Genomic DNA, 15,935 nt, shown 5'->3' with positions numbered 1-15,935 from the left:
GTCGGGCGTCACGCCACCCGGCGGATCGGCGCAACAGTCGACTCACGTCGTTGCGCCTCGAGTTCTTCTCCCCTGACTGCCGAGAGCTTCGCCAGCTCCACCACGGAGCGGACCATCGCCGCCAACACGATGCCGAGGAACAGCGCCGTGGGCACCGACACCTTCAGATTCTCGCCGAGCAGGATCACCCCGAGTGCCATCGAGACGGCCGGCTCCATGACGTTCATCGCGGGGAACGACGTCTGGAGGTCTCCCGCCCCGAACCCCTTCTGCTGCGCCAGCACAGCACCCGCGGCGACCAGTACCAGCAAGTAGAGCTCCGGCTTGGCGAACGTGTGCAAGAAGTCGTGGGTCATCTGATACACGACGGTCTTGATGAGCAACGCAGACACACCGAACAACGTGCCCGCGGCGAGCCCGTAGAACAACGCTCGGTAATGCGGACTCGACCGCTCGGCGAACACGACGCATGCCACGACGACCGCTGCCACGGCGACGACGGTCCCCCACATCACAGCGTCGTTGGGCCGTCGAAGCGAGGGTTCGGGTCGCGAGATCAGCAGGAAGGTCGCCACACAGCCGACCAGGACGGCGCCCCACGCCCATTCCTTGAGCCTGGGATGACGGTGGTCGGCCCACGCCTCGAGCGGCAGTGCGAACAGGACCGCAAGCACCACCAGCGGCTGGACCAGCAGGATCGAGCCGAGTCCCAGAGCCGAGGCCTGCAGCACGAAGCCCGCGATGGCGATCCCGGCACCGAGCCACCAGCCCGGCGTGATGGCTCCTGACGCCCTGGAGGCGCGTTGCCGCAGCACGGTTCCCCCTGCGATCAGCAGCGCTGCCGAGATGGCGAGCAGCGCGGGAACCCAGGAATGCACGGCACCAGGCTAGTGGTGTCGCAGCGACTCTGCGTCGTACTCGCGCACTAATCTGGAGTCATGCGGCACACACAGCACGCCGACGGTGCCATGAACCACTTAACCACGGGACGTCCCACCCGCGCTGATGACGCCGGGCTGCACGACGCTCCGACTGGCGCCGCACGGGCGATCTCCTGGTTCCGGACCGAACTCGAACAGCTCGCGACACTCGACGCCGAGGCGATTGCACGCGTCCTCGACTCCTCGCGTACCGACCATGCGGCGATGCTGTCGGTCATCGCGGATTGCCTCGACGAGGCCTACGAGTTCGACGCCGAGGCCGACGAGGCGTCGATACGTGGTGACGACGAGCACGCGCAGTTCTGTCGCCAGGAGTCCGCGGCGTGGCGAGCCACCGTCACCGTGCTGCGCATCGCCGACACCCGGCTCCGCGGCGACCCCAGCAGCACTCGACACATCGCATGAGTACCGGGCCGCGCACGCTGATATTGATGCGACACGGAAAGTCGGGGTATCCGTCCGGCGTTGCAGATCACGAGCGTCCGCTTGCCGATCGGGGGCGCCGAGAGGCAGCGCTCGCCGGCGAATGGATTCGTTCCGAAGACCTACAGGTCGACGCCGTGCTCTGCTCGACCGCCACCAGAACCCGTCAGACACTCGAGCGCACGGGCGTGTCCGCTCCGGTCACCTATCTCGACGAGATCTACGGCGGAACGCCGTTCGACATTCTCGAAGCGATCCGCGTGTACGCCCCGGAGGACGCGTCGACGCTGCTGGTCGTCGGGCACGAGCCCGGCATGCCGCAGACTGCGCTCGCGCTCGACCCCGACGGGTACATCGAACGGTTCCCCACCTCGGCATACGCTGTCGTCTCTGTCGGTCTCGATTGGGATCGCCTCGGCCTCGAAGCCGACCCCGAGGCCGAACTCCTCGGCGTCCGCGTACCCCGCGGCGAAGCGTGATAGCTCACACCTGACTCGACCTTCGTGACCGCAAGTGCTATCAATGGATTGCAGAATTGCTTAATCCATTAAGCCACTATCCGATCGATGCACCAAGGAGGTCGGCACATGCCCAGCAGCTGGCCGCAACCGCTCTACGAAATCAAGGCGAACCTGTTCAAGGGGCTCGCACACCCGGTCCGCATCCGCGTGCTCGAGGTACTCAGCTCCAACGGGGTCCCGACACCCGTCAGCGAGCTGCTCACGATCACAGGCCTCGAGCCGACGACGATGTCGCAGCATCTCGCCGTCCTCAAACGACATCGCGTGGTGCACAGCGAACGCGTCGGCAACGCCGTGTTCTATGAACTCGCCAACCCGAAGGTCGCTGACCTTCTCGTGACCGCGCGCGGCTTCCTGGCCGATACGCTGGGCGCCGAGCGCGACCAGCTCGACGCGATGTCTGCTCTGCCGCCCGTCGTCAAGCAGTGAGTACTGCAACCACCGGGTCGGGCAATCACACCCCGGCCTGGTTACAGGCTGTCCACCCACAACGACTGCTGCACCTGTTACCGAACCGCTCCGATTACAGCGGCCTTCGACACTCCTGGAAGTCGGACATCCTCGCCGGAATCACGGTCGGTGTGGTCGCACTACCGCTGGCGCTGGCATTCGGCATCAGCTCGGGAGTCGGAGCCGCCGCCGGTCTGATCACCGCAGTCGTGGCCGGTCTGGTCGCCGCCATCTTCGGTGGTTCGCACGTCCAGGTGTCCGGACCGACCGGCGCGATGGCCGTGATCCTCGCACCCATCGTCGCCAGTCACGGCCTCGGCTCGATCGCCCTGGTCACGATCCTCGCCGGTCTGATAGTCCTGATCGCCGGAGTAGTAGGACTCGGGCGCGCGGTGACGTTCATCCCGTGGCCGGTGATCGAAGGCTTCACCCTCGGTATCGCGATCATCATCTTTCTCCAGCAGGTACCCGCGGCGTTCGGCGCCGACGCGCCGAAGGGCGAGCGCACCCTGCCTGCAGCCATACATGTTGTTGCGCATGCAGATTGGGCGGTCGCGGCAAAGACGCTCGGTGTCGTGGCGGTGATCGCCATCCTGATGATCGGGCTGCCCAGAGTCCATCGCGCGATCCCTGAATCCCTCACCGCGGTCATCGTCGTCACCCTCATCGTGCAGTTCGCGCATGTCGGGGTACGCCGGATCGGCGAATTGCCGTCGCATCTGCCGGCACCGATTCTTCCGCACCTCGACATCGACGCGATGCAATCGCTCGGTGGTGCAGCGCTGGCGATCGCCGCTCTCGCCGCCATCGAGTCGCTGCTCTCGGCACGGGTGGCTGCGACGATGTCGCCGACCGGACCGTACGACCCCGACCGCGAACTCACCGGTCAGGGACTCGCGTCGGTGGCCTCGGGATTGTTCGGTGGCATGCCCGCGACGGGCGCGATCGCGCGTACCGCGGTCAACGTGCGTTCAGGCGCACGAACACGCGTGTCGGCGATCGTGCATTCCCTGTTCCTGCTCGGCGTGGTGTATCTGGCCACCGGGCCCGTCTCGCAGATCCCACTCGCGGCACTGTCGGGCGTGTTGATGGTGACGTGTTTCCGGATGATCTCCGGGTCGACGGTACGAAAGATCATGCGCTCGACACGATCTGACGCACTGATCTTCGTCGTGACCGCGATCATCACCGTCTGCTTCGACCTCATCGAGGCGGTACAGATCGGCATCGTGGTGGCAGCGTTCTTCGCGCTACGTCAGGTGGCGAAGCGGTCGAGCGTGACACGCGAGCCGCTACCGGGCCCCGCACAACCCGGCGATGCCCACATCGCATTGCTGCGACTCGACGGAGCCATGTTCTTCGGGGCGGCAGAGCGCATCTCGGCAACCATCGCGTCAGGCGCAGACACCGATGCAACGGTCCGCGTGGTGATCATCCGCATGTCACATCTCGGCATGCTCGACGCCACGGGCGCGCACACACTCGCCGAGATCGTGTCCGACCTGGAGAAGCGGGGCATCACCGTCATCATCAAGGGCGTGCAGGACGATCACCTCAAGCTACTCGAGGGCGTCGGTGTGATCGACGAACTGCGACACGAGAATCACCTCATGACGAACCTCGACGACGCCGTCGCGCATGCACGCGAACATGTGGCCCAGGAACGCGTGTCCTGACCAGCGCTATCCGCCGGTGATCGGCGGCACGAAGTCACACGGGACCGGCCGCGGATGTGCGGGGTCGAGCGCGTTGAGGACGTGCGCCACGGCCCTACGGTCGGACACGATCGACAGGTGGTCGGCGAAGTCACGGTCGCAGCCGTCCTGTAATTCGATGTTGCGCACCGTTGTTCCCGGACCACCCGGCAGGAGACCGACCCAGTAGGGCGTGACGATGTCGTCGAACCTGGTCACGATGTTCGTGTAGCGCACTCCCGGAAGGTAGGGAGTCGGCTGGCGGACCGCATGATTGAAGTCCAGGTTGCTTGGGGGCGCCACACATTCGGGGCAGTCGGGGCGTCTCGGCGCTGGGATTCCGAGCGACTGCCGGAACTGCGCGACGGCCTCGCCTCTGGCGTCGTCGTCGTCGGGCCCCTGGCGCCAGTACGGTGCGAGCGACACATAGTGCGCCACCTGACCGCGCCCACCGAGGTACTTCATCCAATAGGTCGGGATCTCGGTGCCCAGAGAGTGTCCGACGACGTCGACCTGTCGGGTGCGCGTGGCCGCCAGTACCTTCTCCATGAACGCTTTCAGTTGCCAGGCGCTGTCGTCCTTGGGGCCGAGTCCGCCGAGTGCAGACACGGGCCATTGCGTCGACAACGCTCCGTAGGTCGGGGCGAAAACGCAGTAGCCCTCGTTGGCCAACACCGGGGCAAGCGTGGCCCAATTCGTCTGTCGGCCACCACCACTGCCGTGGACCAGGACGACGGGCCGGGGATGGCGGGCCGTCGGACGGCAGGAGAAGTCGTTGGTTCCCGGCAGCGAGCCGCCGGGGTGCGCGAGTTCGGCGCGCGCGCCATCGAGGAAGTTGTAGGTCACCGGAAGTCGCGGCGCGGCGTCGGCCGTGGTCGGAACGATCAGCAGCGCGAGTGCCGCGATCATTGTCGAGACGGTCGCCGCCGCGCAGCGTCGTCGAATTGTGTTCTGCCGAGTCATGTCACCTCGTCTAACCGGTCGAGATCTGTTTCTGCCGTTGGGGTGTCGCGTGCGGGGGCATCCGGGGGCTGCGCGGCGTCGAGTGACCTGTCGTGACGTGGTTCGTCGTGAGGTGGTCCGTCGTCGAGGGGAAGAAGGTCCATGCGGACGCCGAGCAGTCGTACGGGCCGGTCGGCGTCGAAGCGGTCGAGGAGGTCGATGACAACTGATGTCAGCTGCGAGAGTTCGATGGTCGGAGTGGCGAGTTTACGTGACTTGGTCCTCGTGTAGAAGGTCGATGTCCGGACCGTGACCGCGACCCGGAACGGCGTACGTCCCTCACTGACGACCTGGTCGAGTAGTTCACGCGTCAATTCTTCTGCGGCGGAATGCTTGTCGGATTCCGAGGTCAGATCGGACGGGAAGGTCCGCGACTTGGAATGCGAACGGGCCTCCCATGGCTCCTGCGTGATGGTGGCGTCGCCTCGACCGCGGCACAGCACGTAGAGCCAATTGCCCTGGTGCGGACCGAAGGTGGCGATCAGGTCGTCGCGTGGGGTCGCGATCAGGTCATCGACGGTGTGGATGCCGTGCGCAGCGAGTTTCTCCGAGGTCTTGGGTCCGACACTCCACAGATCTCGTGTCGGCCGCTGCCCCATCAGCTCGATCCAGTTGCGGTCGTCGAGCATGAAGACCTTTTCGGGCAGGGGTTGAACCGGCAGGAACGTCGAGCGGTCGCCGTCGGGAAGTCGCGCGGGTTTCTTGGCGAACTCCGTCGCCATCTTCGCGCGTTGTTTGTTATCGCTGATGCCGACCGACGAGTCGAGACCGGTGGCGCCGAGTACCGCGATACGCATGCGGGCCGCGATGTCGGTGATCTCGACGTCGCCGACCTCATTTTCGGCGGCGTGGGTCGCGTCGTCGATCGCGTCGACACCGACGTACGCCTCGTCCCATCCCCAGACTTCGACGGGATGTCCCAGACCGCGGATCGTGTCCATGACCTCGGCCGACGCGGCATCGTACGCGTCGGTGTCGAGAGGGAGGAACACGGCGTCCGCCAGTTTGCGGTGTGCTGCACGCAAGGGCATCCCGGCGCGGACACCGTGGCCGCGGGCCTCGTACGACGCGCACGTCACGACCTTGCGCGGCTCGGACGGATCCCCGTTCCCGCCGACGATGATCGGGACGTCGACGAGCTCGGGACTCCGCAGCCGCTCGACCGAGACCTGGAACTGGTCGAGATCGATGTGCAGGAGCCACCGGAAACGGTTCGGCCGATCCGTGCTCACGTCTCAAAGCCTACGGTCGCGCGGGCCGCCGTGCCGACGGCATCGGTTTTCCCGCCGACAGCACCGGGTATCGCGCCCAGAGCACCCGGTTCGACGCCGACAGCACCGCATATCGCGCCGACAGCACCGCGTTCCCCACCGGCAGCACCGCATATCGCGCCCAGAGCACCCGGTTCGACGCCGACAGCACCGGATTCGACGCCGACAGCACCGCGTTCCTCGCCGACAGCAGCGCATATCGCGCCGACAGCACCAAGCTCGAGAAGAAAGTGTGGAGGTGAGGGAGCCAAAGGCACATTCTGTGCGTCAGATGTGCCATGAACCCTCCTCATGACCCTCCCACCGAAGCCGCCTCGAAACGCGATCCGTGAACCGCGGCCTGTCACCAGAGCGGATCGCCGCAGAGTTCATGCGGTTGCACGGTTCGGTCTATGTACCCCGGACGTCAGTGCCCGATGCGCGCGCCCGAATAGCGGCAGCTGTCGCATCCGCGCCTGACGGGTGCGTGGTCGGCGGTGTCGCGGCGTCGATCTTGCATGGTTGCACATGGTTTGACGGTGACTTCGAGATCGAATTGTTCAGGGAACCGACGGCGTGCAATCGGCCAGGGCGGTCGCGCAGAATCATCCGTACCGACCTGAGGGAAGACGAGATCACCACGGTCGACGGCATGCGCGTCACGACTCCGGAGCGCACTGCGTACGACCTCGGTCGACGCCGGCCCGACTTCCGCGCGCTCGGGCAACTCGAGGATCTGGCGCGTGCCACGTCGTTCTCGATCCCCAAACTCACGCAGATGGCCGAGATGCGCAAAGGCCGGCGTGGCGTCCGACAGCTCCGTGCACTCATACCGTTCATCAATGGCAAGGGCGAGTCACCGCTGGAAGCGTGGCTGAAGTTGTTCATGGTCCAGTCCGGGTTGCCTTTGCCCGTGGTGCAATGGGAAGTCTTCGACGAGTTCGGCGATTTCGTTGCTCGAGTCGACCTCGCCTACGTGGAGGCCAAGATTGCCGTCGAGTACGACGGAGAAGAGTTCCACTCCACGCCCGAACAGATCGCGCGCGACGAGAAGCGCGACGCGCGGCTCCGCAAGCTCGGGTGGACAGTGATCCATGTCCGCAAGGACGAGTTGCGAACCAACCCGGACAAAGTGATGAACAAGATCCGAACCGCACTGCGCGAGCGCGGCGCGCTGTACTGACACGCGGCTCGATGATCGGTGCCGTCGACGTTGAATGCGGTGCCGTCGGCGTCAAATGCGGTGCTGTCGGCGAGGTTCCCGGTGCCGTCGGCGACAATGCCGGTGCCGTCAACGTTGAATGCGGTGCCGTCGGCGTCAAATGCGGTGCCGTCGGCGACAATGCCGGTGCTGTCGGCGAGGTTTCCGGTGCTGTCGGCGACGAACGCGGTGCTGTCGACGCGAATGCCGGTGCCGTCGGCGACAAACGCGGTGCTGTCGACGCGAATGCCGGTGCTGTCGACGTTGAATGCGGTGCCGTCGGCGAGGTTCCCGGGCTACCCCAGCCCCGCGACGCGGACGGCTCCGCGGCCGAGTCCGATGTGCTCGCAGCTGGTGCGCAGGGCGTGCGGATTGTAGCGGAGGATCGCAAGGTCGGTCACCCCGTCGACGTCGGGTGTCGGGGGATGCGTTGTGGGAACGGCGAAGAACGCACTCGCCTTACTGACGAACACCGCGAACAGATCGCGGTCACGCGGACTGAACGTGGGCAGTGCGTGCGCCATGATCCTGCCGAGGATCGCTCGGTCGCGATGCAGTGGCGGCGGAACGAGATTGAGATTGCGCGAGGCCGTCGCACAGTTCGTCGGGTCGGTCAGCGCGTGGACCGCGACGAACAGGAATGCCAACCGCACCATGTCGACCTTTGCGGCGTCGCTGCCGCTGCAATAGTCGTCGACGATGCTGTGCAACGCACGAACCGGTAGTACGGCAGGCGCGTTGTTGAGGTGTTCTGCGGCACTGTCGTCGTCGCCGATCGAGTCGATCAACATACCGATCAATGTGTCGACTGCGACCTCGTGCCGTTCGACGGACTGCGTCAACGCAGCCGACGTCTCGTCAACCAGGCCGAAGCGTTGCTGCTCGGCAAGCAGAACGTCGAGTCCCGGTATGACAACCAGCTTTTCGACCTCGATCGCCTCGATCAGCACTGTCGGCCTCAGGAATGCACGGGCACGCTGCGGCCGCCGTGCACCCCTGCCCTGCTGCTCGACCCCGGACGAGCGCGAACCCCTCGATCGCACGTGTCCCGCATGGGTGGGCACCCCGATACCCCTGGTCGTCTCGATCATGGTCCCACCCTTTCGTCGATACTTGATCGGAAAGACGATCAGCACGAAAAGCGGTCACCCCGCTCATGAGAGCGCATGCTCATGCCGACACCTGCATGGTGGAAGTGACCCCTGGCAACGTGGCTACCAGCCGGTAGCTTACTGACCCGTAGGTAAAGGTAGAACACGACCTACGTCATGTCCAGACACCGACGTGACAATCGACACATTCGCCGAAGCGTCTCATCGAAACCCCTCCGACCAGCGCCGATACCGAACAATGCGCGTTACTGAGACAAACGTGCTGTTGACGTCAGCGAGGATGCGACATCAACCGAACGTGGTGGGTTACGCCAGCGAATCGGACCGACGGTCGGCGAGATAAGTGAACCGTTCGCGAGCGTCGTCGAGCACGCCGCGCTCGACATCGACGACGAGCAGCGCGGGTTCATCGCCGGCTCGCGCGAGCACCTTTCCGTCTGGACCGGCGGCCTCACTGAGCCCGCCGTACGCGAGATCGCCTTCGACGCCGCAGTAGTTCGCATACGTCACGTACACGGTGTTCTCGAGCGCGCGAGCCGGTAGCAGTACCGTTTGCACCGCGTCGTATTCGGGCATGTTCGCCGTCGGTACACAGATCACCTCGGCACCCCGGATTGCGAGATCGCGGACCATTTCAGGAAATTCGACCTCATAGCAGATGAGCAGCCCGAGGCTCCATCCGCCGAGAGCGATCACCGGGGCCTGCAACTGCCCGGGCGCAACGGCTTCACGATCGATATCACCGAACAGATGCGTCTTCCGGTGCGACGCAAGGGAAACACCATTTGCGTCGACCAGCCGAATCGTGTTGTAGTCGCTGGCGCCGTCGAGTTCGGGGCAGCCGTAGAGGATGGCCACCTGCGCGCGACGCGCGATGTCGCCGACGGCATCGCCGAGTCGACCCCCGATCGGATCGGCGAGACGGCGCGCAGCGGTCGGCCCGAGGTTGTAGCCGGACAGGTACATCTCCGGGGTGATCACCAGGTCGACGCCCTGCGCTGCGGCGTCGACGACCGTCTCCTCGAGACGTTCGAGATTTCCCTCGACATCGTCGGGAACAGACTCGCACTGCCACAGGGCAATTCGTAATCGAGTCGTAGACACTGAGTCCTCCTCTGATCGGCGCCTTCGCTCATGGTCCGATGTCGATCGGACCGAGATCATCGAACACGTCTCCGGGACCCGGGTTCTCGGGATTCGACGCACCGCCGAAGTGTGCGATCACGCCCCACACGGCGTTGAGGCCGGTCTGTACAGCGCCCTCGACCCAGGCCGGCGTGGACGACACGTCGTCGCCCGCGATGAAGATGCCACGCTCGGCGTCGGGCAGACGCTCCTGACCGTGAAAGTGGTTGTACACCCGGGTGTTGTAGCGATAGTGCCCGGGCAGCGCCCCCTTGAACGCGCCGAGGAAGTTGGGGTCGTCCTCCCAGGAAACCGTGATCGGTCGGCCGACGATGTGCGACGCGATGTCGAGGTCCGGGTAGATCTTCTTGAGTGCGGCCAACGAGAGCTCGACGCGCCGGTCGACGGGGTGCGGCAGAACCTTCAGCGCGTCACTCATCCACGTGTAGGAGAGGCAGATGACTCCTGGACGATCGGGTCCGTTGTCGAACAGATAGGTACCACGCGTGAGGCGATCGGTGAGGGTCATGCTCATGACGTCGTGGCCCGTCGTCGGATCGGTGTCGGTCCAGAAGGGACGATCGACCATGACGAACGTCTTCGACGACTGCATGTAGCGGGTGCGGTCGAGCGCCATCCAGAGATCCTGGCTGAACAGCGATTCGTCGCATTCGATCTCCGTCGAGAGCAGCCACGCCTGGCACGTGGCGACGACTGCGGAGAACACCCGCGAGTCTCCCCAACGGTCGGTGACCTCGATACGATCGGGTCCGAGCCGGCGGATCGCGGCCACGCCCGCGCGCGGTGCACCGCTGTGCAGCGTCGACAGGCTGGTCCCGACCGGCCAGTGCGCGATGCGGTGCGGAGTCGACGACCACAGGCGACGCGGGACCTGTTCTGCCCCACCGACAATCAATCTCTGGTCGGTGTCACAGTTCGTCACGACGACGCGCAGGATCTCGAGCATCGAGTTGCCGAAGTCCGAATCCCAACCGCCGGTGCCGAATCCGACCTGCCCGAACAACTCTCGATGCCGAAAGGTCGCGTTACCGAACTCCTTCGACGTCGCGAGGAAGTCGTAGAAGCTGCGGTCGTCCCACTCGCGGACGAGCTCGTTCCACATCGACTTGAGCGTGGCGGTATCGCGGACGCGGATCGCCTTCTGCAGCGCGGAGAATCCCGCGATACGTTCGAGGGCGGAATCCCAGGCGTCGGAGATCTCGCGGTAGATCGGCGGCAGGTCGTCGAGCGTCCTGGCGTAGAACGTCTCGCCACCGAGATCGATGACGGTGCTGCCCGCGGCCTCGGTCAGCGGATTGGGAAACGGGCGCGAACGCAAACCGAGTGCATCGACGTAGTGGAAGAACGCGCTCGACGACACGGGGAACCGCATGCCGCCGAGTTCTGCGACCTCGGGCTCACCCGGCACGAATTGCTCGGAGCGCAGCCGTCCGCCGATGCGGTCGGGCTCGTACACGACCGGCCGCAGACCGACCCGCATCAACTCGTACGCGGCAACCATCCCTGCCATGCCCGCGCCGATGACAGCGACCTCTTGTCCGAGCGCGTCGTCGGGCACGGTGCCGAGACCGGCCGGATGGGCGACCCAGTCGTCGTAGGCGAAGGGGAAGTCGGGGCCGAAGATCGTGACGGGTGCGTCGGGCTGCACCCGTCAACCCTATGGGCTCGCGCGCCGGCGCGGGGGGTCACGGCCGAGTGCACGCACAGTCGACGACTCGAAGGGCACGGTCGACGGTCAGGAGCGCACAGTCGACGGTCAGGAGCGCACAGTCGACGGTGACCCAGGTCACCCACGGGCGGCGGGAACCGGGGGTGGTCGGTGTGCGACTACTCCTCACAGTGCCGTCATGCTCAGTCAGACGGTGTCAGCCCGCTCCGACGAAGGAAGTGCCGAAACCGTGGTCAGTTCCGATTCCGCCGGCCCAACACACGTCGGCCCTGCAGACACCGACCAACCCGAGACCGACCCAGCCGAGACCGACGCAGCACGAGTTGGCTCCTCCCCTCTGGGCACGGAGCGCCCCGCTGACACTGCGAGCGGTCGGCTCCGCGCACCTTCGGCCGCGCAACGCTGGCGCCCGCTGCTGCTGCGGTGGCACTTTTACGCGGGCGTCCTGATCGGCCCGTTTCTCCTCGTCGCAGCGGTCACGGGCACTCTCTATGCCTTGATCCCACAGGTCGACCGCGCCGTCTACAGCCACGAACTGACCGTCGACCATGTCGGCTCCGCGCGGCTGCCACTCGGTGAGCAGGTCGCCGCCGCGCGCAAGGCACATCCGGAGGGCATGATCTCCTCCGTGACGCCCGCACCCAACGCGGACGCGACAACGCGCGTCACCCTCGCTGTCGACGACGTCCCTGCGGATCGCACCCGCACCGTGTTCGTCGATCCTTACACCGGTGAGGTTCGCGGAGCGCTGACGACCTTCGGCGAGTGGCTGCCGGTGCGCGCGTGGTTCGACGACCTGCACCGCAACCTGCATCTCGGCGTCGTCGGCCGCAACTACAGCGAGATCGCGGCGAGCTGGCTGTGGGTCACCGCGCTCGGTGGCCTCGTCCTGTGGATCGGACATCGCCGACGGACCCGCAAGCTCGATCGACTGCTGGTCCCCGACCGCGACGCCCCGAAACGACGCCGCACGCTGACCTGGCACGGCGCCGTCGGTACCTGGATCATCATCGGGTTGGTGGCGCTCTCGGCGTCGGGCCTGAGCTGGTCGCGGTACGCGGGCGAGAGTATCGGCAACCTACGCACCGAAATGTCGTGGACCACGCCGGGTGTTTCCACCGCTCTGCACTCCGACACCTCGGGGCACGCGGGACATTCCGGTCACGGCGGCGGCACCGACGCCGCGCCGCCGGAGATCCCGATATCGGACTTCACCGCGGTCGAGCGCACCGCCCAGAACGCGGGCATGCGTGCGCCGATGATCATCACCCCGCCGTCGGAGGCGGGTACGGCGTGGTCGGTGAACGAGAACAACCGCGGCTTCCCCACTCGCTACGACGCGATCGCCGTGGACCCGAACACCTTCTCGGTCACCGACCGCGTCGATTTCGCGCAGTGGCCACTGATGGCGAAGATGACCGACTGGGCTATCAGCGCGCACATGGGTCTCTACGGGATCGTCAACCAGATCATCCTGGCGCTGCTCGGCATCGGACTCATCAGCGTGATCGTGCGCGGCTATCTGATGTGGTGGCGACGACGCCCCACGAAGGGCGGCCTGCCCAAGGCGCCCGGTCGGGGATCATTGAGTTCACTGCATCCCGGTGAGGCTGTCGCCCTGGTGGTCGTCGTCGCGGTACTCGGCTGGTTCGCGCCGTGGTTCGGAATCCCGCTGGCGCTGTTCGTGATCGTCGACGGCGTGTGGGGCATCGTCTCGACGCGTCGGGGCTCGGGCGGAGGTGGTCATGGCCACGTCGCGACCGAAGACGCACAGCGCGAGCTGGTCGCCGATGACGTCACCGGCTCCGCGGCAACCGATCTGGAGTCCAGCCGATGATCGACAACCTCGCACTGCGGTGGGTTGTCACCGTCCTCTTCGCGATCGCAGCCGCGCTGACCGTGTACGCGATGGTGCGCCAGCGACTGCACTGGCCGGCATACGTCGGCCACGTACTGCACCTGATCATGGCCCTCGCGATGATCGTGATGGCGTGGCCGTTCTCGATGAGCTGGCCGACGACCGGCCCGATGATCTTCTTCATCGTCGCGGCCGTGTGGTTCCTCGCGACCCTCGCTTTTCCGAGTTCGGTTCTCGCCGATGCGGAGTGCGGATGCGGCGACGTGTGTACCTGTGGCGCGCACTGCGGTTGCGTGCCCGCCACCGATTCCGTGTTCGGGCGCTCGGTCGCGGTCTATCACGCGGCGATGATGGGTGCGATGGCGTGGATGTACGCGGTGATGAACGGCAGTCTGTTGCCCGGCAGCGACTCGGCGATGGCATCGGGGAGTGTCGAATACACCTCGGCACTCGGCCCACTCGTGCTCGCCCACGACCACGGCGGTTCGGGCGGCATGGACATGCCCGGGATGGACATGGGCCACTCGACGCAACCGGGCTATGTCACCCCGATCAACGCGATTCTGACGATCGGTTTCGCCGTCGCCGCCGTCGTATGGCTGTATCGGTACTTCGATCGTCGACGACGGGCGGGCACCCCGTCGGATCTGCTGGCGTTCGCAGGCGACATCTCGCAGATCTGTATGGCCGCCGGTATGGCGATCATGTTCGGTGCGATGCTCTGACGCCCAACCGTCGTCACCGCCCGACGAGAGCCGCTTCGTCCGATGTCATCGCCGACGACGCAGCGCGCGGCACCAACATCACCCCGACGATGCACGCGATCGACAAGCAGCACAGCGTGACCCACGGCCACACGGCAACCTCCACACTGTCGGAACGCACGTCGACGGCCCCGCCGAGAGTGGCGAGTTGCTGGTCGGGATCCAGGCGGAACCACAGCACCGCCGCGATGCCGATTGCGCAGATGCCGATCACCGAGTAGCCCGCGCGCCCACGCCGATACGTGGGGCTCACCGACCACAACGCCACCGCCGCAAGGAGACAGGCCACGACCAACACGACGGCTCCCGCGACACCTGCGACTCCCCTGGCCGCCAATTCCTCCGGCGCCCCGGCGCGGTTCACTGTCTGCTGAGTCAGATCGGTCGACGCAGGGATGACCGACCCCTGCGCACGCACCCACGTCGCCAGCACGCTCACGCCCGCCGCAGCCGACGCGGCCAGCAGAGCGGCCGACCACAACGTTGTGGGGCGATCGGCGTGGTTCACGGCGTCGGCTGCGCGGGAGCCCCTCCCCCGCCGCTGCTCTGCCCGCCGTTGGGCTGCACGCCCCCGCTGCCCGCGGCGCCCTCGCCCGCGCCGGTCTGCGCGGCTCCACTGCCGCCGTCATTCGGCGTGAGGTTGGGTGTGCCGTTGCCCGACGACCCGTCCTGCGCGGCACCCGCGATACCCGCGACATCTGTGATGAGCCAGTTGCTGTCCCGGTCGAGAGTGATGGTGTAGGGAGTCACGGTGTTGAGTCCCTTGGGGTTCTGGGTGCTGGTCATGTGCGTCGACACGAAGACCTGCACGACGAACTGTCGATCTGCCCGGATATCCACGGTTTTCGCCGCAATCAGCTTTGCCGTCTGCACCCATTGGACTTCTTGGATCAGTGGGGGTGAGAGTGTTCACCGCGACGTCGAACCGCGAATTGAGTTCTGCAGCAGTACCCTTCTTCAACGCGGCCGACCAGGGCTTGAGGTCGTTGAAGTCGAACGTCGCTGCGCCGACGGCGTAGTTGCCCGCCACCGTCTCCGCGGTCTGCTTGTCGGCGGTGAGCCTGCGCTCGGCAGTCAGGTCCGTCGACCGCTGCGCGAGCAACGTCGCGAGTACCGCGACCGCGATCAAGGCCGCGACACAAACCGCACTGAGTACAGTGACGGCGGGATGCCGACGCGGGTTGAGGTACTCGACGACCTGCGCTCGCGCAGAGGGCTTCTCGACGACGCTCGACTTGCCGCCCGACTTCGCAGAGCCCGACTTCTCGCCGCCCGACTTCCCGGAACCCGACTTGGCCTTCTGCTTCTTCGCCGCACCGCTCTTCTTCTTGACCTTCTTCGGTGCGTCCGCCGTTTCCGTGTCGCCGACGGTTTCAGGGCTGCCGTCGGGTTCTGCGCCGGTCTCGTATTGTGCGCCGGTCCCGATCTCCGGGTCGCCGGCGGTTCCGGCGTCGGTGACAGTCGCCCCGGTGCTCGACGTCGTTGCGCCGTCGACCGTGGTCGCCGATACGTCGGTGGTGGTATCGGGCGAGTCATCGACGTGTGCATCAGTTGTCATGGGCTGACTCCTCATTGCTTGTGGTGTTCAGTGGCTTGTGGTGTTCAGTGGCTTGTTGTGTCCGGTTGGTGTGGATGTCATGCGCTGGCTGTCACGAGCGTCATCTGGGCGGTCCCAGGTTGAGCGCGACGCTGTCGCCGGGGAGAACTGTCATCGCCTGCTGCAGGAGGGTCGCGAAGTCGATCTGGGACAGTACCGAGCCCGATTGCCGTGCCGTCGGCAGCAGCGTGTCGGCGATGCTGCCGAGCGGTGGCGCGATCTTGTTCACGAGTACCGCGGACCGGTTCAGCGACGGCTTCCACCGTTCGCGGATCTTCACACCCCCGTCGGTATAGGTGGCGAACGG

General features: G+C 65.9%; 16 protein-coding genes and 1 pseudogene. 7 read left to right on the top strand and 10 right to left on the bottom strand.

The genetic code is table 11. The features are described 5' to 3' along the window. Window positions 1-8 precede the first annotated feature (8 nt). Window positions 9-878 carry a DMT family transporter gene (locus GOOTI_RS02310; protein ID WP_007236938.1) on the bottom strand — a complete coding sequence of 290 codons (870 nt, stop codon included), beginning with the start codon at window positions 876-878 and terminating at the stop codon, window positions 9-11. A 60-nt stretch (window positions 879-938) separates the two neighbouring features. Between GOOTI_RS02310 and GOOTI_RS02305 the strand changes: the two genes are divergently transcribed. The 4 genes from GOOTI_RS02305 (at window position 939) to GOOTI_RS02290 (ending at window position 4,011) form a co-directional block, all read left to right on the top strand. Next, window positions 939-1,346 carry a hypothetical protein gene (locus GOOTI_RS02305; protein WP_007236937.1) on the top strand — a complete coding sequence of 136 codons (408 nt, stop codon included), beginning with the start codon at window positions 939-941 and terminating at the stop codon, window positions 1,344-1,346. Beyond that, window positions 1,343-1,843, top strand: coding sequence for a SixA phosphatase family protein (locus tag GOOTI_RS02300; protein ID WP_007236936.1), 501 nt, complete (start codon window positions 1,343-1,345; stop codon window positions 1,841-1,843). The genes GOOTI_RS02305 and GOOTI_RS02300 overlap by 4 nt, the downstream gene beginning before the upstream one ends. A 108-nt stretch (window positions 1,844-1,951) precedes the next feature. Beyond that, window positions 1,952-2,314, top strand: a complete 363-nt coding sequence (locus GOOTI_RS02295) for an ArsR/SmtB family transcription factor (protein WP_007236935.1) — start codon at window positions 1,952-1,954, stop codon at window positions 2,312-2,314. Between the two features lie 65 nt (window positions 2,315-2,379). Beyond that, the gene (locus GOOTI_RS02290; RefSeq protein WP_039993174.1) at window positions 2,380-4,011 is read left to right on the top strand and encodes a SulP family inorganic anion transporter; all 1,632 of its coding nucleotides are present in this window, start codon (window positions 2,380-2,382) and stop codon (window positions 4,009-4,011) included. Window positions 4,012-4,017: 6 nt separating this feature from the next. Here GOOTI_RS02290 and GOOTI_RS02285 read toward each other — a convergent pair whose 3' ends face one another. From GOOTI_RS02285 to GOOTI_RS02275, 3 genes are read right to left on the bottom strand one after another with little or no spacing between them, the layout of a single operon-like run. Continuing rightward, window positions 4,018-4,938, bottom strand: a complete 921-nt coding sequence (locus tag GOOTI_RS02285) for an esterase/lipase family protein (RefSeq protein WP_233425402.1) — start codon at window positions 4,936-4,938, stop codon at window positions 4,018-4,020. 50 nt (window positions 4,939-4,988) lie between these two features. After that, complete coding sequence (locus GOOTI_RS02280) at window positions 4,989-6,263, bottom strand: DNA polymerase IV (protein ID WP_007236932.1); 1,275 nt, start codon at window positions 6,261-6,263, stop codon at window positions 4,989-4,991. 10 nt (window positions 6,264-6,273) lie between these two features. Continuing rightward, complete coding sequence (locus tag GOOTI_RS02275) at window positions 6,274-6,582, bottom strand: hypothetical protein (protein ID WP_007236931.1); 309 nt, start codon at window positions 6,580-6,582, stop codon at window positions 6,274-6,276. Between the two features lie 90 nt (window positions 6,583-6,672). On the opposite strand from GOOTI_RS02275, the gene GOOTI_RS02270 reads away from it, so the two are divergent. Continuing rightward, on the top strand, window positions 6,673-7,464 hold the full coding sequence (locus GOOTI_RS02270) for a PDDEXK-like endonuclease domain-containing protein (protein ID WP_138985136.1): 792 nt from the start codon (window positions 6,673-6,675) through the stop codon (window positions 7,462-7,464). 314 nt (window positions 7,465-7,778) lie between these two features. On the opposite strand, the gene GOOTI_RS02265 is transcribed toward GOOTI_RS02270, so the two are convergent. The 3 genes from GOOTI_RS02265 to GOOTI_RS02255 all read right to left on the bottom strand — a co-directional run bounded on the left by GOOTI_RS02265 (window position 7,779) and on the right by GOOTI_RS02255 (window position 11,388). Continuing rightward, window positions 7,779-8,573: a hypothetical protein gene (locus GOOTI_RS02265; RefSeq protein WP_233425400.1), complete on the bottom strand. Its 795-nt coding sequence runs from the start codon at window positions 8,571-8,573 to the stop codon at window positions 7,779-7,781. Between the two features lie 327 nt (window positions 8,574-8,900). Then, on the bottom strand, window positions 8,901-9,698 hold the full coding sequence (locus GOOTI_RS02260) for a carbon-nitrogen hydrolase family protein (RefSeq protein WP_007236928.1): 798 nt from the start codon (window positions 9,696-9,698) through the stop codon (window positions 8,901-8,903). Window positions 9,699-9,726: 28 nt separating this feature from the next. Then, window positions 9,727-11,388, bottom strand: a complete 1,662-nt coding sequence (locus tag GOOTI_RS02255; RefSeq protein WP_007236927.1) for a flavin monoamine oxidase family protein — start codon at window positions 11,386-11,388, stop codon at window positions 9,727-9,729. 199 nt (window positions 11,389-11,587) lie between these two features. On the opposite strand from GOOTI_RS02255, the gene GOOTI_RS02250 reads away from it, so the two are divergent. Continuing rightward, complete coding sequence (locus GOOTI_RS02250) at window positions 11,588-13,246, top strand: PepSY-associated TM helix domain-containing protein (protein WP_233425399.1); 1,659 nt, start codon at window positions 11,588-11,590, stop codon at window positions 13,244-13,246. After that, window positions 13,243-13,992, top strand: coding sequence for a DUF5134 domain-containing protein (locus tag GOOTI_RS02245; RefSeq protein ID WP_007236925.1), 750 nt, complete (start codon window positions 13,243-13,245; stop codon window positions 13,990-13,992). The genes GOOTI_RS02250 and GOOTI_RS02245 overlap by 4 nt, the downstream gene beginning before the upstream one ends. 13 nt (window positions 13,993-14,005) lie before the next feature. Here GOOTI_RS02245 and GOOTI_RS02240 read toward each other — a convergent pair whose 3' ends face one another. The 3 genes and pseudogenes from GOOTI_RS02240 to GOOTI_RS02230 form a co-directional block, all read right to left on the bottom strand. Then, window positions 14,006-14,539, bottom strand: coding sequence for a hypothetical protein (locus GOOTI_RS02240; protein WP_007236924.1), 534 nt, complete (start codon window positions 14,537-14,539; stop codon window positions 14,006-14,008). A 117-nt stretch (window positions 14,540-14,656) separates the two neighbouring features. Beyond that, on the bottom strand, window positions 14,657-15,589 hold the full coding sequence (locus GOOTI_RS02235; RefSeq protein WP_233425398.1) for a hypothetical protein: 933 nt from the start codon (window positions 15,587-15,589) through the stop codon (window positions 14,657-14,659). A gap of 100 nt (window positions 15,590-15,689) precedes the next feature. After that, window positions 15,690-15,935, bottom strand: a pseudogene (locus GOOTI_RS02230) (MlaD family protein); the annotation flags it as partial.

Source organism: Gordonia otitidis NBRC 100426 (genome assembly GCF_000248075.1).
GTDB lineage: Bacteria > Actinomycetota > Actinomycetes > Mycobacteriales > Mycobacteriaceae > Gordonia > Gordonia otitidis.
This window is presented reverse-complemented; position numbering and strand designations above follow the sequence as displayed.